Origin of the sequence: Agrococcus sp. SCSIO52902 (genome assembly GCF_022983135.1) — a bacterium.
GTDB lineage: Bacteria > Actinomycetota > Actinomycetes > Actinomycetales > Microbacteriaceae > Agrococcus > Agrococcus sediminis.
Genome location: NZ_CP095269.1, coordinates 2,231,315 through 2,249,143, shown reverse-complemented (window position 1 = coordinate 2,249,143; position 17,829 = coordinate 2,231,315). Strand labels below are relative to the sequence as shown.

Annotated in this window: 16 protein-coding genes; 6 read left to right on the top strand and 10 right to left on the bottom strand. The window is 72.5% G+C overall.

The window, feature by feature from the left end:
- Position 1: 1 nt before the first annotated feature.
- The 6 genes from pgl to tkt form a co-directional block, all read right to left on the bottom strand.
- Positions 2-712: a 6-phosphogluconolactonase gene (gene pgl, locus MU522_RS11115; protein WP_246991007.1), complete on the bottom strand. Its 711-nt coding sequence runs from the start codon at positions 710-712 to the stop codon at positions 2-4.
- The gene (locus MU522_RS11110; RefSeq protein ID WP_246991004.1) at positions 709-1,647 is read right to left on the bottom strand and encodes a glucose-6-phosphate dehydrogenase assembly protein OpcA; all 939 of its coding nucleotides are present in this window, start codon (positions 1,645-1,647) and stop codon (positions 709-711) included. The genes pgl and MU522_RS11110 overlap by 4 nt, the downstream gene beginning before the upstream one ends.
- Positions 1,644-3,188, bottom strand: coding sequence for a glucose-6-phosphate dehydrogenase (zwf, locus tag MU522_RS11105; protein ID WP_246993537.1), 1,545 nt, complete (start codon positions 3,186-3,188; stop codon positions 1,644-1,646). The genes MU522_RS11110 and zwf overlap by 4 nt, the downstream gene beginning before the upstream one ends.
- A gap of 71 nt (positions 3,189-3,259) precedes the next feature.
- Positions 3,260-4,855, bottom strand: coding sequence for a glucose-6-phosphate isomerase (locus MU522_RS11100; RefSeq protein ID WP_146356114.1), 1,596 nt, complete (start codon positions 4,853-4,855; stop codon positions 3,260-3,262).
- Positions 4,852-5,967: a transaldolase gene (gene tal / locus MU522_RS11095; protein WP_128189684.1), complete on the bottom strand. Its 1,116-nt coding sequence runs from the start codon at positions 5,965-5,967 to the stop codon at positions 4,852-4,854. Before tal ends, MU522_RS11100 begins: the two co-directional genes overlap by 4 nt.
- A 20-nt stretch (positions 5,968-5,987) precedes the next feature.
- Positions 5,988-8,102 (bottom strand): transketolase, encoded by a 2,115-nt coding sequence (gene tkt / locus MU522_RS11090; protein ID WP_246991002.1) that lies wholly within the window; start codon positions 8,100-8,102, stop codon positions 5,988-5,990.
- A gap of 180 nt (positions 8,103-8,282) precedes the next feature.
- On the opposite strand from tkt, the gene MU522_RS11085 reads away from it, so the two are divergent.
- A complete protein-coding gene (locus tag MU522_RS11085) occupies positions 8,283-9,236 on the top strand; it encodes a heme o synthase (protein ID WP_246990999.1) in 954 nt (317 codons plus the stop codon).
- A 15-nt stretch (positions 9,237-9,251) separates the two neighbouring features.
- Here MU522_RS11085 and MU522_RS11080 read toward each other — a convergent pair whose 3' ends face one another.
- Both MU522_RS11080 and MU522_RS11075 read right to left on the bottom strand, forming a co-directional pair.
- Positions 9,252-10,223 carry a Ppx/GppA phosphatase family protein gene (locus MU522_RS11080; RefSeq protein ID WP_146356106.1) on the bottom strand — a complete coding sequence of 324 codons (972 nt, stop codon included), beginning with the start codon at positions 10,221-10,223 and terminating at the stop codon, positions 9,252-9,254.
- Entirely contained in the window at positions 10,220-11,122 is a 903-nt protein-coding gene (locus tag MU522_RS11075) for a COX15/CtaA family protein (RefSeq protein ID WP_246990997.1), read from the bottom strand. Before MU522_RS11075 ends, MU522_RS11080 begins: the two co-directional genes overlap by 4 nt.
- Positions 11,123-11,308: 186 nt before the next feature.
- On the opposite strand from MU522_RS11075, the gene sufB reads away from it, so the two are divergent.
- Genes sufB through MU522_RS11050 form a run of 5 tightly spaced genes read left to right on the top strand, consistent with a single transcriptional unit; the run spans position 11,309 to position 15,404 of the window.
- Positions 11,309-12,727 (top strand): Fe-S cluster assembly protein SufB, encoded by a 1,419-nt coding sequence (sufB, locus tag MU522_RS11070; protein ID WP_128189689.1) that lies wholly within the window; start codon positions 11,309-11,311, stop codon positions 12,725-12,727.
- Complete coding sequence (gene sufD / locus MU522_RS11065; RefSeq protein ID WP_246990994.1) at positions 12,727-13,944, top strand: Fe-S cluster assembly protein SufD; 1,218 nt, start codon at positions 12,727-12,729, stop codon at positions 13,942-13,944. The genes sufB and sufD overlap by 1 nt, the downstream gene beginning before the upstream one ends.
- Positions 13,941-14,270, top strand: a complete 330-nt coding sequence (locus MU522_RS11060) for a non-heme iron oxygenase ferredoxin subunit (protein ID WP_246990991.1) — start codon at positions 13,941-13,943, stop codon at positions 14,268-14,270. Before sufD ends, MU522_RS11060 begins: the two co-directional genes overlap by 4 nt.
- Before the next feature lie 43 nt (positions 14,271-14,313).
- Positions 14,314-15,072 carry a Fe-S cluster assembly ATPase SufC gene (gene sufC / locus MU522_RS11055; RefSeq protein ID WP_128189692.1) on the top strand — a complete coding sequence of 253 codons (759 nt, stop codon included), beginning with the start codon at positions 14,314-14,316 and terminating at the stop codon, positions 15,070-15,072.
- Complete coding sequence (locus MU522_RS11050) at positions 15,072-15,404, top strand: metal-sulfur cluster assembly factor (protein ID WP_128189693.1); 333 nt, start codon at positions 15,072-15,074, stop codon at positions 15,402-15,404. Before sufC ends, MU522_RS11050 begins: the two co-directional genes overlap by 1 nt.
- A 205-nt stretch (positions 15,405-15,609) precedes the next feature.
- Here MU522_RS11050 and MU522_RS11045 read toward each other — a convergent pair whose 3' ends face one another.
- Together MU522_RS11045 and MU522_RS11040 are read right to left on the bottom strand one after the other, a co-directional pair.
- Positions 15,610-15,963, bottom strand: a complete 354-nt coding sequence (locus MU522_RS11045; RefSeq protein ID WP_128189694.1) for a tryptophan synthase subunit alpha — start codon at positions 15,961-15,963, stop codon at positions 15,610-15,612.
- A gap of 38 nt (positions 15,964-16,001) precedes the next feature.
- Positions 16,002-17,810 carry a DEAD/DEAH box helicase gene (locus tag MU522_RS11040; protein ID WP_128189695.1) on the bottom strand — a complete coding sequence of 603 codons (1,809 nt, stop codon included), beginning with the start codon at positions 17,808-17,810 and terminating at the stop codon, positions 16,002-16,004.
- Between the last annotated feature and the right edge of the window lie 19 nt (positions 17,811-17,829).

Here is a 17,829-nt window from a genome sequence, read left to right as displayed (position 1 = left end):
CCTAGCGGCCGTCCTGCTCCAGCAGGGCGGCCGCTTCGTCGTCGAGCAGCCAGAGCGTCTCGACCCGGCCGTGCGCCGCGGCCGCCGGAGCGGCGTCGGGCGAGGCGCCCGAGCGTGCGAGCGCGACCGCCTCGGCCTTGTCGGCGCCGGCGACGACGAGCCAGACGCGATCGGATGCGCCGATCGCGCCGACCGTGAAGCTCAGCCGCTCGGGCGGGGGCTTGGGGGAGTCGCGCACCGCGATCACGCCGGTGCCCGGCTGCGCCACGCCCGGCAGGCCGGGGAAGAGCGACGCCACATGCGCATCCGGGCCCATGCCCAGCAGCGTCAGGTCGACGGTGCCGAGCTCGGCCAGCATCGCCGTCGCGGCCGCGGCGGCCTCGTCGAGGGACGCGGAGCCCGCCGCGGGCAGCTCGTGCACGTTGCCCGCGGGGATCGGCACGCGGTCGAGCAGCGCCTCGCGCGCCTGCCGCGCGTTGCGGTCGGGGGAGTCGGCGGCGACGAACCGCTCGTCGCTCCACGTCAGGTGCATGCGCGACCAGTCGACCTCGCGGTCGACGAGCGCCGCGAGCAGCTCGATGCCGACACTGCCGCCGGTGAGCGCGACGGTCGCGCGCCCCTGGGCCTCGACGAGCTCGGCCAGGAGCGCGACCAGGCGGTCGGCGGTGGCCGCGACGAGCGCGGCGCGTCCCTCGTGCACGACGACGCTCATGCCGCGTGCTCCAGCGTCGACAGCAGCACCTGGCGGTACATGTCGTCGGGTGCGAGCTTGCGGAGCTCCTCCGCGAGCTGGTCCTCGAGCCCGCGGGTCGAGAGCGCGACGTGGTGCTCGGGCTGCCCCGGCTGCCGCAGCACGCCCACCGAGTCGCGCAGGCGCGTGAGCGAGGAGTCGCCGCTGTCGCGCTGCAGCTCGACCGCGTGCAGGCCGCTCGAGCCGGTCGGGGTCTCGCCCGCTTCGACCTTCTCGATCGGCACGCCGAGGCGCAGGTGCAGCCACGCGGCCATGAGGTGCACGCTCGGGTTGCCGAGGTCGCCCGAGACGCGGCCGCCGTGCACCGGCTCGAAGGGCGGCTGGTCGAGCAGCGCCGCGAGATGCGCGCGCCAGTTCGTCAGCCGCGTCCACGCGAGGTCGGTGTCGCCGGGCGTGTAGCAGCCGGCGAGCGACAGGATCGCCGCGTGCGGGTCCGCCTGCCTGCCGGAGTCGGTGATGCGGCGCTGCGAGATCTGGCCGAGCTGCGCCGCGGAGGGCGTCTCGGGCATGAAGCTCGGCCACCAGGCGACGACGGGCGCGTCGGGCAGCAGCAGGCCCTGCACGATGCCGAGCAGGTGCGAGCCGAGCTCGCCGTAGCACTGCAGCAGCACGACCTCGCTCGCGCCGGCGTCGGCGCCCACGCGCAGCTCGGCGTCGAGGCGCGGCTCCTCGCCGGCGTTGACGTGGTCGGGGTTCCGCGAGACGACGATGACGCGCATGGGGTGCTCGCGGGAGGCGGCGTTGGCGGCGCGGATCGCCTCCTCCTCGCCTCCGATCTGCGTGTGGATGACGAGCGTCAGCACCCGCCCGAGCGCGACCACGCCGCCCTCGTCGCGGATCTCGAGCATCCGTCGCTGCACCTCTGCGGTGTTCGTGCGGGAGAGTCGGATGATCACGGTCGCCTCCAGTGCCGTCCGTCGCGCGCGAGGAGCTCGTGCGCGCTGCGCGGGCCCCACGAGCCCGGCTGGTACTGCTCCACGGGGCCGCCCTGCGCCTCCCAGTGCTCCTCGATCGGGTCGAGGATCTTCCAGGAGAGCTCGACCTCCTCGTGGCGGGGGAACAGGGGCGGGTCGCCCAGCAGCACGTCGAGGATGAGCCGCTCGTACGCCTCGGGGCTCTCCTCGGTGAACGCGTGCCCGTAGCCGAAGTCCATGGTCACGTCGCGCACGTGCATGCCGGGGCCCGGCACCTTCGAGCCGAAGCGCATCGAGACGCCCTCGTCCGGCTGCACGCGGATGACGAGCGCGTTCTCGCTCATCGTGCGCATGTCGGATGCGTCGAAGAGGTACTGCGAGGCGCGCTTGAAGACGATCGCGATCTCGGTGACGCGGCGGCCGAGGCGCTTGCCGGCGCGCAGGTAGAAGGGCACGCCCGCCCAGCGGCGGGTGTCGACCTCGAGCCGCACGGCCGCGTAGGTCTCGGTGCCGGAGTCGGGGCGCATGCCCTCCTCCTCGAGAAAGCCCTTCACGAGCGCGCCGCCGTGCCAGCCCGCGGCGTACTGGCCGCGCGCGGTCGACTCGTCGAGTGGGAGCGGCACACGCGCGGCGCGCAGCACCTTCTCCTTCTCGACCCGCAGGTCGGCGGCGTCGAACGAGACCGGCTCCTCCATGGCGGTGAGCGCGAACAGCTGCAGCAGGTGGTTCTGGATGACGTCGCGCGCGGCGCCGATGCCGTCGTAGTAGCCGGCGCGGCCGCCGACGCCGATGTCCTCGGCCATCGTGATCTGCACGTGGTCGATGTGGTTGGCGTTCCAGATCGGCTCCCACAGCGCGTTGGCGAAGCGCAGCGCGAGGATGTTCTGCACCGTCTCCTTGCCGAGGTAGTGGTCGATGCGGAAGACGCTGTCGGGCGGGAACACCGACTCGACGACGGCGTTCAGCTCGCGCGCGGAGGCGAGGTCGTGCCCGAAGGGCTTCTCGATGACGACGCGGCGCCAGCGGTCGCCGTCGTCCTCGGCGAGGCCGGAGCGCTTCAGCTGCTGCGTGACGAGCGGGAAGGCGTTCGGCGGGATCGAGAGGTAGAAGGCGTGGTTGCCCATGGTGCCGCGCGTGCGGTCGAGCTCGTCGAGCACCTCGGCGAGGCGGTCGAAGGCCGCGTCGTCGTCGAAGTCGCCCTGCACGAAGCGGATGCCCTCGGAGAGCTGGCGCCAGACCGACTCGCGGAACGCGGTGCGCGCGTGCTGCTGCACCGCCTCGCGGACGACGTCGGCGAACTGCTCGTGCGTCCAGTCGCGGCGGCCGAACCCCACGAGCCCGAAGCCGGGCGGCAGCAGGCCGCGGTTGGCGAGGTCGTAGACGGCGGGCAGCAGCTTCTTCCGCGCGAGGTCGCCGGTGACGCCGAAGAACGTCATCGCGTTGGGGCCGGGGATGCGCGTGAGGCGCTGGTCGGACGGGTCGCGCAGCGGGTTGGCGCCGGGCCCGATCGGCACCGGCTGCACCGCGCCGCCGGCGCCGCGTGCCGGGCCGACGCCGGTCGGGGCCGCGTGCGCGGCCCCGACCTCGGTGTCCGTCATCGGCCTGCCAGGGCGAGGAGCCGGTCGAGCCCCTCGTCGAGGTCGCTGAGCGTGAGCGAGAGCACGGGCCGGCCGTGCTCGGCGAGCACGCTCGCGTCGCCGGAGGCCTGCGCCTGCAGCAACTGGCCGAACGTGAAGGGCCTGCCGGGGATGTCGAGGTCCTCGTGCGGCTGGCCGAGCAGCTGCAGGAAGACGCCGTTCGGCGTGCCGCCCTTGTGGTACTGGCCGGTCGAGTGCAGGAAGCGCGGCCCCCACCCGAAGGTGACCGGGCGCCCCGTGCGCGCCGCCAGGGCAGCGCGGAGCCGCTCGAAGCGCGGCTGGCCGATGCGGTCGAGGTACGCGTGCACCGCGACGTAGCCGCCCTCGCCGAGCTGCGCGAGCAGCGCGTCGACGGATGCCTCGAGGGAGTCGCGCACGACGCCCGCGGTGCCGCGCACCTCGATGCCCGCGTCGACGACGTCGGCGGGGCGCTGCGGCTCGAGCGCGTCGAGCAGGCCGCGGGCGGCGACCTTCGCCGACTCGACGTCGGGCTGGTCGAAGGGGTTGATGCCGAGCAGGCGCCCGGCGACCGCGGTCGCGAACTCCCACACGAGCAGCTGCGCGCCGAGCGTGCCGGCGACCTCGACCTCGCCGTGCTCCACGTGGCTCGCCTCGCGGGCGGAGCCGACGAGGCGCACGACCTGCAGGTCGGGCAGGTCGGCCGAGAGCTCGGGCGCCGACTTCTCGAGCACGACGGGCAGGATGCCCACGCCGTCCTTGCCGGTCGACTCGGCGATGAGCTGCTCGGCCCAGTCGCCGAGGCCCACGATGTGCGTGCCGTCGGCGACGATGCCGAGCTTGTCGCGCAGCGGCCGGGTGCCCGCGATCGCCGCCGCGAGCATCAGGCCGGGGTTGTCGTCGGCGTCCTCGCTGATCTCGGGCAGGGCCGCGACGGCCTCGTCGAGCAGCTCGCGCACGTCGACGCCCGCGAGCCCCGACGGCACGATGCCGAAGGCCGTGAGCGCCGAGTAGCGGCCGCCGACGTTCGGGTCGGCGTTGAAGACCCGGTAGCCGGCGCGCCGGGCGTCCTGGTCGAGCGGGGAGCCGGGGTCGGTGACCACGATGATGCGCTCGGTCGGGTCGATCCCGGCGTCGCGGTACGCGGCCTCGAACGCCCGCCGCTGGCTGTCGGTCTCGAGCGTCGAGCCCGACTTCGACGACACGACGAGCGCGGTGCGCTGCAGGCCGTCGCGGAGCGCGCGGCGCACCTGGCCGGGCTCCGTGGAGTCGAGCACGGTGAGGTTGACGCCCGCGGTGCGCGTGATGACCTCCGGCGCGAGCGACGAGCCGCCCATGCCGGCGAGCGCGATGCGGTCGACGCCGTGCTGGCGCAGCTGCTTGCGGAGCGCCTCGATGTCGTCGACGAGCCCGCGCGTCGACGCGGCGGCCTCGACCCATCCGAGCCGGATCGACGCCTCGGGCTCGGCGGCCTCGCCCCAGAGCGTGGCATCGCCCGAGACGAGGCGGCCGGCCACGCCGTCGACGACGAGCTGCGGCACGATGCGCTCGATGGCCTCGAGCGCGGCGCCGGAGGCGGTGATCGTGAAGGTCATCGCCCCGCTCCCGCCTGGTCGAGGTGGCCCTGCACGGTCTGGACGAGCTCGGCCCACGAGGCGTCGAACTTCTCGAGCCCCTCGGTCTCGAGCAGCTCGACGACCTCGACGTACGAGACGCCGACCCGCTCGAGCTCGTCGAGCAGCGCGCTCGACTCGTCGGCGCGGCCCGTCACGGTGTCGCCCGTGATCGTGCCGTGGTCGGCGAGCGCCTCGAGCGTCTTCTCGGGCATGGTGTTGACCGTCTGCGGGGCGACGAGCTCGGTCACGTAGAGCGTGTCGGGCAGCGACGGGTCCTTGACGCCCGTCGAGGCCCACAGCGGCCGCTGCGTGTTGGCGCCCGCCTCGAGCAGCGTGAGCGCGCGCTCGGTCGCGAACGTCTCCTGCCACGCGCGGTAGGCGAGGCGCGCGTTGGCGAGGCCCGCCTTGCCCTTGAGCGCGGCGGCCTCCTCGGTGCCGATCGCGTCGAGGCGCTTGTCGATCTCGGTGTCGACGCGCGAGACGAAGAACGATGCGACCGAGTGGATCCTCGACAGGTCGTGGCCCGCCTGCTGGGCGCGCTCGAGGCCCGTGAGGTAGGCGTTCATGACGTCGCGGTAGCGGTCGAGCGAGAAGATCAGCGTGACGTTGACGCTGATGCCCGCGCCGATCGTCGCGGCGATCGCCTCGAGGCCCTCGCGGGTCGCCGGGATCTTGATGAGCACGTTCTCGCGCCCGACCCGCTCGTGGAGCTGCTTCGCCTGGGCGATCGTGCCCTCGGTGTCGCGGGCGAGCCCGGGCTCCACCTCGATCGACACGCGGCCGTCGCGGCCGCCCGTCGCCTCGTAGACGGGGGCGAACAGGTCGCACGCGTCGGCCACGTCCTTCGTGGTGAGCGCCGTGATGACCTCGTCGACGCCGGCGCCGCGGCCGGCCTGCTCGACGACCGCGGCCTCGTAGCTGTCGCCGGCGGCGATCGCGTTGGCGAAGATCGTCGGGTTGGTCGTGACGCCGACGACGTTGCGCTCCTCGATGAGCGCCGCGAGCGAGCCGCTCGTGAGCCGCTCGCTCGAGAGGTCGTCGAGCCAGATGCTGACGCCAGCGTCGCTGAGCGCCTTGGTGTTCTCGTTCATGGGTGTGCCTCCTCGCCCGCTCAGCGGGCTGCGTCGATGGATGCGCGAGCGGCCTCGACCACGGCCTCCGCCGTGAAGCCGAACTCGCGGAACAGGGTCTGCCAGTCGGCGCTCGCGCCGAAGTGGTCGATCGCGACCGTGCGGCCGGCGTCGCCGACGATGCCGTGCCACGTGAGGGCGGAGCCGGCCTCGACCGACACCCGGGCGCGCACCGCGGACGGCAGCACCGACTCGCGGTACTCGGCCGACTGCTCGGCGAACCACTCGAGCGACGGCGCGGCGACGACCCGGGCGGGCACGCCGTCGGCCTGCAGCTGCTCGCGCGCGGCGAGCGCGAGCTGCACCTCGGAGCCGGTCGCGATGAGCAGCACCTGCGGCTCGCCGCCGGCCGCCTCGGCGAGCACGTACGCGCCCTTCGCGACGTTCGACGCGTGGGCGAGCGTGTCGCCCTCTGCCGCACCGTCACCGCGCTCGAGCACGGGCAGGTTCTGGCGCGTGAGCGCGATGCCGACCGGGCGGTCGCGGCGCTCGAGGATCGTCTTCCACGCCCACGCGGTCTCGTTCGCGTCGGAGGGGCGCACGACCTCGAAGCCGGGGATCGCGCGGAGCGTCGCGAGCTGCTCGATCGGCTGGTGCGTCGGGCCGTCCTCGCCGAGCGCCACCGAGTCGTGCGTCCAGACGTGGATGGGGTGCACGCCCATGAGCGCGGCGAGGCGCAGCGCCGGGCGCTGGTAGTCGCTGAAGATGAGGAAGGTGCCGCCGTAGGGCCGGGTCGGGCCGTGCAGCACGATGCCGTTCAGGATCGACGCCATGGCGTGCTCGCGGATGCCGAAGTGCATCGTGCGGCCGCTCGCGGAGGCGTTGGGCCACGCGTCGGTCGCGTGCTGCGCCGGCGCGAACGAGCCCTTGCCCTCGAGCGTGGTGTTGTTCGACTCGGCGAGGTCGGCCGAGCCGCCCCAGAGCTCGGGGATCACGTCGGCGAGCGCGTTCAGCACCTTGCCGGACGCGGCCCGGGTCGACACCTCGGTGCCGGCCTCGAACACGGGGAGGGCCTCCTCGACGCCGTCGGGCAGCGCGCCCGAGAGCAGCCGGTCGAGCAGCGCCTTGCGCTCGGGGTTGGCGCTCGCCCACGCGTCGAAGCGCTCCTGCCACGCGCCGCGCGCCGCGGCGGCGCGCTCCGCGGCGTTGCCGCGCGTGTACTCGATGACCGCGTCGTCGACCTGGAACGACTGCTCGGGGTCGAAGCCGAGCACCTCCTTGACGGCCGCGACCTCCTCGGCGCCGAGCTTGGAGCCGTGGATCTTGCCCGTGCCCTGCTTCTTCGGGGCCGGCCAGCCGATGATCGTCTTCAGGATGATGAGGCTGGGCTTGGCGGTCTCGCCCTGCGCCTCGAGGATCGCCGCATGCAGCGCCTCGACGTCCTCGACGTACTCGGCCGAGGTGGGGTCGTCGCCCTGGCGCCACGAGACCTCGAGCACCTGCCAGCCATAGGCCTCGTAGCGGCCCTTGACGTCCTCGGTGAAGGCGATGTCGACGTCGTCCTCGATCGAGATGGCGTTGGAGTCGTAGATCGCGATCAGGCGGCCGAGCTGGTGGTGGCCCGCGAGCGAGCCGGCCTCGCTCGTGACGCCCTCCTGCAGGTCGCCGTCGCCGGCGATCACGTAGGTGTAGTGGTCGAACGGGCTCTCGCCCTCGGGCGTGCCCGGGTCGAGCAGCTCGCGCTCGAAGCGCTGCGCGTAGGCGAAGCCCACGGCCGAGGCGAGGCCCTGGCCGAGCGGGCCGGTGGTGATCTCGACGCCCTTCGTGTGCCCGTACTCGGGGTGGCCGGGCGTGAGGGAGCCCCACGTGCGCAGCGACTCGATGTCGTGCTTCTCGAGGCCCGAGCCCGTCAGGTAGAGCTGGATGTACTGCGTCAGCGACGAGTGGCCGACGGAGAGGATGAAGCGGTCGCGGCCGAGCCAGCGCTCGTCCGCCGGGTCGCGGTCCATGACCTTCTGGAAGAGCAGGTGCGCGACGGGCGCGAGGCTCATCGCCGTGCCGGGGTGGCCGTTGCCGACCTTCTCGACGGCGTCAGCCGCGAGCACTCGAGCCGTGTCCACGGCCTGCTGGTCGGTGGGGGTCCATGCGAATGCCAATGAGGCTCCTTGTTCGGGCGGCGCGGAGCCGCTGCGGTGCGGACGGATGCGACCCGTCCAGCATAGTGAGCAGGCACATCCGCGCCCGGGTCCACTCCCGCACTGCGACGCCCCGCGTCGGATAGGATGGTGGTCGGCCCTCGGGGCCGCGCCCCCACTCTCCGGAACGGAAGCAGCCGCATGTCGAACGCCACCTCGCACGGCGTGTCGACGCCCGCGGCGGAGGCTGCGACGGGGGAGCGGGGCCGCTCGCGGCTCGCCCGCAAGGCATCGGCCTACGTCGCGCTCACGAAGCCGCGCGTGATCGAGCTGCTGCTCGTGACGGCGCTGCCGACGATGTTCCTGGCCGCCGGCGGCGTGCCGCCGATCGGCGCGCTGCTCGCGACCCTGCTCGGCGGCTTCCTCTCGGCCGGCAGCGCGAACGCGTTCAACATGATCATCGACCGCGACATCGACCGCGTCATGCACCGCACGAAGCAGCGGCCGCTCGTCACCGGCGCGCTCTCGGTCGCCGAGGCGCACGTGTTCGCGTGGACCCTCGCGGTCGTCTCGACGCTCGTGCTGGGCTTCTTCGCCAACTGGCTCGCCGCCGGGCTCTCGATCGCTGCGATCGCCTTCTACGTGCTCGTCTACACGATGCTGCTGAAGCGCCGCACCGAGCAGAACATCGTCTGGGGCGGCATCGCCGGGTGCTTCCCCGTCGTGATCGGCTGGGCCGGGGTGACGGGCTCGCTCGACTGGCCCGCCTGGATCCTCTTCGCGCTCGTGTTCCTCTGGACGCCCGCGCACTACTGGCCGCTGTCGATGAAGTACCGCGACGACTACGAGGCGGCCGACGTGCCGATGCTCGCCGTCGTCCGCGGCCGGCCGATGGTCGGCATCCAGGTCATCCTCTACGCGTGGGCGTCGCTCGCGTGCACGCTGCTGCTCATCCCGGTCGCGGGCATGGGGCTGCTCTACGCCGCGGTCGCGGTGATCGCCGGCGCCTGGTTCGTCGGCGAGGCGCACGCGCTCTACGGCCGCGCGATCGCGGGCGAGCGCGAGATCCGCGCGATGCGGGTGTTCCACGCCTCGAACACCTACCTGACGCTCATCTTCCTCGCGGTCGGCGTCGACCCGCTGCTGCCGTTCTGAGCCGGCCCGGCCGGGCTACACCCGGTCGAGCATCTGCAGCAGCCGCCCCTCGCGCAGCGCCCACGGGCTCACGTCGAGCTGCTTGACGCCGAACGCGCGCATCGCCTCGGAGAGCACGATGCCGCCGGCGACGATCTGGAAGGTGCGCTCGGGGGTGATGCCGGGCAGCGCCGCGCGCGACCGCGCGTCCATCTTCGCGAGCCGCGGCACCCAGTCGTCGAGCTGGCCGCGCGTGAGCACGGCGCGATCGGCGTCGCCGACGCCCGGCATGAGGTTGCCCGCGAGCCGGGCGAGCGAGCGGATGGTCTTCGACGAGCCGATGACGTGGTCCGGCTTGCCGTAGGGCCGCACCTGCGCGACCGCGTCGTCGAGCACCGCCTTGGCGTAGAGCCGCAGCGCGCGCTGATCGGCGATCGCGGGCGGGTCGGCGTGGAAGAACCCGACGGTGCTCCGGCCCGCGCCGAGCGGCACCGACAGCGCGATCGCGGGCTCCTCGTCGTCGCCGACCGCGACCTCGAGCGAGCCGCCGCCGATGTCGAGCAGCAGGATCCGCCCCGCCGACCAGCCGAACCAGCGGCGCACCGCGAGGAACGTCAGCCTCGCCTCATCGGCGCCCGAGAGGATGTCGAGCGAGACGTCGGCCTCGCGCTCGATCCGCGCCACGACCTCCTCGCCGTTCGCGGCCTCGCGCAGGGCGCTCGTCGCCATCACGACGAAGTCGTCGAGGTGCTCGCTCCTGGCGATCTCGGCGCACTCGCCGATCGCGGCGACGAGCGCGTCGACGCCCTCGTCGCTGATCGCCCCGTCCTCGTCGAGGTAGCGCATGAGCCGCAGGGTCAGCTTGTGCGAGCGCTGCGGCACGGGGCGCCCGCCGAGCCGCACGTCGACGATCAGCAGGTGCACGGTGTTCGAGCCGATGTCGAGCACGCCGAGGCGCGCGCCGTGCCCGACGGCGCCGATCGCGCCGTCGACCGGACGCCCGCTCATGCCGCGGCCGCCGCGACCGGCTCGCGGAGCGCTCGCGCCGGCTGCGGCCGCAGCGACAGCACCACCGCGGCGCCGATGGCGGTCGCGATCACCGACAGCACCATGTGGATGCCGACGAGCAGGATCGGCAGGCCGAGGTTCGACTGCACGACCCCCACCAGGATCTGCACGAGGATGACGCCGAGGAGCGCGACCGCCCAGCGCAGGTGGGCGCGCGGCCCGCGCTTCGCCGCGACCGCGACGACCGCGAGCACGAGCGCGAGGAGCGCGTACCCGGGCCACGCGTGCACGTGCTGCATCACCGCAGGGTCGAGGCCGTTGCGGGCCGCGCCGCCGTCGCCCGCGTGCGGGCCGGAGCCGGTCGTGAGCACGCCGACGAAGACGACGACCGCGAGCGCGAAGGTCATCGCGTGCACGAGCGCCGACTGCCAGCGGGGCGCGATTCGCGGCCCGGGCGCCCCGACGACGACGCGCCACACGAGCACCGCCGAGAGCGCCACGAGGATCACCGAGAGGAAGAAGTGCACGCCGACGGTGTCGGGGCGCAGCGCCATCCAGACCACCACCGCGCCGATGAGCGCCTGCGCGACCGTCAGCCCCAGCACGAGCGCGGCGAGCGCGACGATCGCGCGGCCGGCGCGGCTGCGCACCGCGAGCACGACCATCACGACGGCGATCAGCACCACGATGCCGCCCCACACCCGGTTCGTGAACTCGATGATGCCGTGGATGCCCTGCTCGGGCACGGGCGTGAAGGACTCCGGCGTGCAGTTGGGCCACTCGGAGCAGCCGAGGCCGGATCCGGTCAGGCGCACGGCACCGCCGGTGCCGACGATGACGATCTGCGAGACCAGGGTGGCCCATGCAGCGACGACCAGGGCGCGGGAGCGCTCGAGCAAGATGCACCTCTCATGCCGTTCGCGATAGGATCGAGGGGAGCCCATCGGCTCCGAACCCCTGCGCCGCTCCAGCGGCGAGGCATGTGCGAAGGCCCTTCAAGTATGGCCGAGCGCCGCGGTTCGGGTGGTCGCGCGGAATGCCGAGGAGCACCGCCGGGTTGCACACGACGGATGGAAGGGGGAGCGATGTCCGACGTCCTGATCGACCGGCCCGAGCTCGAGAGCCTGGGACAGTACGAATTCGGCTGGCACGACTCCGACGAGGCGGGTGCCATCGCCAAGCGAGGGCTGAGCGAGCAGGTGGTCCGCGAGATCTCCGAGCTCAAGAGCGAGTCCGACTGGATGCTCGAGCGCCGCCTCAAGGGGCTGCAGCTGTTCGAGCGCAAGCCGATGCCGACGTGGGGTGCCGACATCTCCGGCATCGACTTCGACAACATCAAGTACTTCGTGCGCTCCACGGAGCGCCAGGCGCAGTCCTGGGAGGACCTCCCCGAGGACATCCGCAACACCTACGACCGCCTCGGCATCCCGGAGGCGGAGCGCTCGCGCCTCGTCGCCGGCGTCGCGGCGCAGTACGAGTCGGAGGTCGTGTACCACCAGATCCAGGAGGAGCTGGAGGCGCAGGGCGTCATCTTCATGGACACCGACACGGCGCTGCGCGAGCACCCGGAGTTCTTCGAGGAGCACTTCGGCACCGTGATCCCGGCCGGCGACAACAAGTTCGCCGCGCTCAACACGGCGGTGTGGTCGGGCGGCTCGTTCGTCTACGTGCCCAAGGGCGTCCACGTCGAGATCCCGCTGCAGGCCTACTTCCGGATCAACACCGAGAACATGGGCCAGTTCGAGCGCACGCTCATCATCGCCGACGAGGGCTCGTACGTGCACTACATCGAGGGCTGCACGGCCCCGATCTACTCGTCCGACTCGCTGCACTCGGCCGTGGTCGAGATCATCGTGAAGAAGAACGCCCGCGTGCGCTACACGACGATCCAGAACTGGTCGAACAACGTCTACAACCTCGTCACGAAGCGCGCCATCGCCGAGGAGGGCGCGACGATGGAGTGGATCGACGGCAACATCGGCTCCAAGGTGACGATGAAGTACCCGTCGATCTACCTGGTCGGCGAGCGCGCCAAGGGCGAGACGCTGTCGGTGGCCTTCGCGGGCCCCGGCCAGCACCAGGACGCCGGCGCGAAGATGATCCACATGGCGCCGTACACGACGTCGTCGATCGTCTCGAAGTCGATCGCCCGCGGCGGCGGCCGTGCCGGCTACCGCGGGGAGGTGCGGGTCGACGCGAACGCCCACCACTCCGCCAACACGGTGCGCTGCGACGCGCTGCTCGTCGACACCATCTCGCGCTCCGACACCTACCCGGCCATCGACATCCGCGTCGACGACGTGGTGCTCGGGCACGAGGCGACGGTCTCGAAGGTCAGCGAGGAGCAGCTGTTCTACCTCATGTCGCGAGGCATGGCGGAGGACGAGGCGATGGCCATGATCGTCCGCGGCTTCATCGAGCCGATCGCCCGCGAGCTGCCGATGGAGTACGCGCTCGAGCTCAACAAGCTCATCGAGATGAGCATGGAAGGATCCGTCGGCTGATGACCGCGACTGACACGACCCCCGCTGCCCTGCGCACCGAGGCCGAGCCCGCCCGGCCCATCCAGACCCGGTCCGAGCGGCCGACGTCGTTCGACCCGGCCGACTTCGGCGCGCCCACGGGTCGCGAGGTCAACTGGAAGCTCTCCGACGTGCGCCGGCTCGCACCGCTGTTCGTCGACGAGGAGACCGAGGCCGGCGACGAGCCCGGCATCGCGTACGACGTCGACGGCATCGCCGAGCGCGGCCTGCTCGTCGAGTCGACCGGACACGACGCGGCGCCGCGGGGAGAGATCTTCCGCCCCGAGGACGTCGTGAGCGCGATCGCCTGGAAGCGCTGCCCGAACGCGCTGCACATCCGCCTGCCCGAGGGGCAGGAGGTCGCCGAGCCGATCGTCGCCCGCCTGCACGGCCTCGGCGCCGACCGGCACGCGAACGCGCACATCGTGATCGAGGCGCAGCCCGGCTCGATCGGCACCGTCGTGCTGCACCACTCGGGCAGCGCCCGGTACGCGCAGAACGTCGAGATCCTCGTGCGCGCCGGTGCCCGGCTGACCGTCATCAGCGTGCAGGACTGGGACGACGACGCGGTGCACGCGTCGGCCCACCAGGCGGTCGTCGCCGACGGCGGCTGCCTCAAGCACATGGTGGTCTCGTTCGGCGGCGGCGTCGTGCGGGTGAACCCCTCGGTGCGCCTCGCCGGCCACCGCGCGGAGGGCGAGCTCTACGGCCTGTCGTTCGCCGACGCGGGCCAGCACCTCGAGAGCCAGGTCTACCTCTTCCACGAGGGCGTCGAGACCCGCGGCGACGTGCTCTACAAGGGCGCGCTGCAGGGCACGGGCGCTCGCTCCGTCTGGATCGGCGACGTGCTGATCGGCTCCGGCGCGACCGGCACCGACAGCTACGAGAAGAACCAGAACCTCGTGCTCTCCGACGGCACGCGCGCCGACAGCATCCCCAACCTCGAGATCGAGACGGGCGACATCGCCGGAGCCGGCCACGCGTCGGCCACCGGCCGCTTCGACGACGAGCAGCTGTTCTACCTGCAGTCCCGCGGCATCGAGGAGGAGGAGGCGCGACGCCTCGTCGTCATCGGCTTCCTCATGGAGATCGTGCAGAAGATCGGCGTGGCCGAGATCGAGGAGCGCCTCGCCGAGGCGATCGACGAGGAGCTGCGCCGCGGCGCCGGCCTCGCGCCCGCGACGAGGGCTGGGGCATGACCGCGCAGCGCGCGTGCGGCGTCGACGACGTCTCCGTCAGGTCGGCCGTGATGGTCGAGCTCGACGGCATCGCCGTCGCGATCGTCAAGGACTCGGCCGGCGACATCCACGCGATCGGCGACACCTGCACCCACGGCGAGATCTCGCTGTCGGAGGGCTTCGTCGAGGGCGACACGATCGAGTGCTGGGCGCACGGCTCGCAGTTCGAGCTGCGCACGGGCACGCCGAAGAACCTGCCGGCCTTCGAGCCGGTGCCGGTGTTCCCGGTGACGATCGACGGCGACGACGTGCTCGTCGACGTGCAGAACCCTCTGATCAACGACTGACACAGCTGTGACGCGGCGTGACGCCGCGAAGGAAGGAAGCGCGATGAGCGTGCTGGACATCAAGGACCTGCGGGTCTCGATCGAGACCGAGCAGGGCAAGAAGGAGATCCTGCGGGGCGTCGACCTGTCGATCAGCTCCGACGAGATCCACGCGGTGATGGGGCCGAACGGCTCCGGCAAGTCGACCCTGGCGTACACGATCGCCGGTCACCCCCGCTACACCGTCGACGGCGGCTCGATCACGCTCGACGGCGAGGACGTGCTGGCGATGAGCGTCGACGAGCGCGCCCGCGCGGGCCTGTTCCTCGCCATGCAGTACCCGGTGGAGATCCCGGGCGTGACCGTGTCGAACTTCCTCCGCACGGCGAAGACGGCCGTGTCGGGCGAGGCGCCGCGCGTGCGCGAGTGGATCGGCGACGTGCGGAAGGCGATGGAGTCGCTGCGCATGGACTCCTCCTTCGGCGAGCGCAACGTGAACGAGGGCTTCTCGGGCGGCGAGAAGAAGCGCCACGAGATCCTGCAGATGGAGCTCCTGCGCCCCCGCTTCGCCGTGCTCGACGAGACCGACTCCGGCCTCGACGTCGACGCGCTGCGCATCGTGTCGGAGGGCGTCAACCGCATCAAGGCCGAGACCGGCCTCGGCGTGCTCCTCATCACGCACTACACGCGCATCCTCCGCTACATCAAGCCCGACCACGTGCACGTGTTCGTGAACGGCCGCATCGCCGAGCAGGGCGGCCACGAGCTGGCCGACCGGCTCGAGGAGGAGGGCTACGACCGCTACCTGAAGGCCGGCGTCTGATGGCGCTGGTCGAGGTCGACGCCACGAAGTTCGACCAGGTCACGGATGCTCTGAAGGACGTCGTCGACCCGGAGCTCGACGTCAACATCGTCGACCTGGGCCTCGTCTACGACCTCGCGTGGGACGACGAGCAGGACGCGCTCGTGATCTCGATGACGCTCACCTCGGCCGGCTGCCCGCTGACCGACGTGATCGAGACCGAGATCGCCGAGAAGCTCGACGGCGTCGTGGAGCGGTTCCGCATCAACTGGGTGTGGATGCCGCCGTGGGGTCCGGAGCGGATCACCGAGGACGGCCGAGAGATGATGCGGGCGTTGGGGTTCACGATCTGACCAGAGGTCAGATCGCGGACGATCCGGTGGATCGTCCGCCCCAACGCCGTCGCGAGCGCAAGCGAGCGAGCTGGGGTTCACGATCTGACCAGAGGTCAGATGACCGTTGATTGGTCACGTTTCGTCACGGCACGCCGGTGCCCGCGACGAAACGTGACCAATCGGCGTTCCGGGGGGGGTCTGCAGGGGCGGATGTGGCGACGCCTCAGCCCGCCCGGCGCACCCGCGGCGCCCAGGCGCGCTCGGTCTCGACGACCGAGAGCATCGACCAGACGGTCGGCGCGAGCGGCGGATAGTCCTCCACGATGCGGCGCAGCACCTGGTCGCTCACGTCGTGGTCGGGGCGCACGGCGCCGGGCGGCAGGATGCGCTCGGAGCGCAGCAGCAGCACCACGATCTCGTCGACGCTCGGCAGCTCGGACATGAACTCCCACGGGTCCTCGCCCGCGCGCAGCCGCTCCTCGACGAGCACCGAGCGCTCGTCGAGCGCCTCCGCGCGCAGCACCTCGAGGCTCGCGTGCCTGCGCGGCGAGGGGTGGGGCGCTGGCTTCCGGGTCACCGATCCAGCCTAGGCGGAAGCCCCGCGGGCGCGCCCGCTCAGGGCCGGCCCTCGTGCCGCGGCTTGCGCGCGGGCCGCTCGTCGCGGTCGCGCCCGCCGCGGTCGTCGCGGCCGCGGCGCTCGCCGCGCTGCTCCCGCGCGCCCGTGTCGACGCGGATGTCGATGGGCACGCCCGAGATGCGGGTCTTCGAGAGCCGCTCGAGCTGCGAGCGGTCGAGCTCGGGCAGCTCGACGAGCGTGAAGTCCCAGCGGATCTGGATGCGGCCGAAGTCGTCGCGGCCGAGCCCGCCCTCGTTGGCGAGCGCGCCGACGATCTGGCGCGGCTCGACGCCCTTGCGGCTGCCGACGGCGAGGCGGTACGTGGTCGCGTCGGAGGGGCCGCGGCGGGCGCGCCGCTCGCCGGCCTGGCCGTCGCCCATGCGCTCCGGGCGGTCGCCGCGCGCGGGCCGCTCGCCTCGGTCGGCGCGCGACGCCTGGAGCGCGCGGTCCGCCTGCTCGTCGAGCAGCAGCGGCGCGTCGCCCTGCGCGACGACGGCGAGGGCCGCCGCGACGTCCTCCTGCGGCACGTCGTGGTGCTCGACGTAGTGCGCGACGATCTCGCGGAAGCGATCGATGCGATCGGTCTCGGCGAGCGCGGCGGTGATCGCGTCATCGAAGCGCGTCAGGCGCGTCGCGTTCACCTCGCCGGCGCTCGGCATCGGCATGACGGCGACCGTGCCGCGCGTCGCCTTCTCGATCGCGCTCAGCATCCTCCGCTCACGGGCGGTCACGAAGCTGATCGCGTCGCCGGTGCGGCCCGCGCGGCCGGTGCGGCCGATGCGGTGCACGTACGACTCGGTGTCGATCGGCAGGTCGTAGTTGATGACGTGGCTGATGCGCTCGACATCGAGCCCGCGCGCGGCGACGTCCGTCGCGACGAGCACGTCGAGGTCGCCCGAGCGCAGCTGCTCGATGGTCTTCTCGCGCTGCGGCTGGGCGACGTCGCCCGAGATCGCAGCGGCGGCGTAGCCGCGGGCGCGCAGCCGCTCGGCCACGGTCTCGGTCTCGTTGCGGGTGCGCGTGAAGACGATCGCCGCCTCGAACGGCTCGACCTCGAGCACGCGCGTGAGCGCCTCGAGCTTCTGCTGGTAGGAGACCATGAGCGCGCGCTGCGTGATGCTCGGCGACGTCGCCGCGCTCCCGCGCACGGTGATCTCGGCGGGCTCGCGCAGGTGCTGCTGCGAGATCGCGCGGATCTGCCGCGGCATCGTCGCCGAGAACAGCGCGACCTGCTTCTCGGCGGGCGTCGCCTGCAGGATCTGGTCGACGTCCTCCGCGAAGCCCATCCGCAGCATCTCGTCGGCCTCGTCGAGCACGACGTGGGTGAGGCCCGACAGGTCGAGCGTGCCCTTCGCGAGGTGGTCCATGATGCGGCCCGGCGTGCCGACGACGACGTGGACGCCGCGGCGGAGCGCCGACAGCTGGACGCCGTAGCCCTGCCCGCCGTAGATCGGCAGCACGTGCACGCCGCCGAGGTGCGCGGCGTAGCGCTCGAAGGCCTCGCAGACCTGCACGGCGAGCTCGCGCGTGGGCGTCAGCACGAGCGCCTGGGGGCTGCGCCGCTCGACGTCGATGGCCGCGAGCACCGGCAGCGCGAACGCCGCGGTCTTGCCCGTGCCGGTCGACGCGAGGCCGATGAGGTCGCGGCCGCCGAGCAGCAGCGGGATCGTCTCGGCCTGGATCGCCGAGGGCGTCTCGTAGCCGACGTCGTCGAGCGCTCGGAGGATGTCTGCCGGCAGTCCGAGGCTCGCGAACGTGGTGCGCTCGCCGTCGGTGTCGGGCTCGGGAGTGGGCTGCGCGTCGGTCATGACTGCAACGCTACGCGCT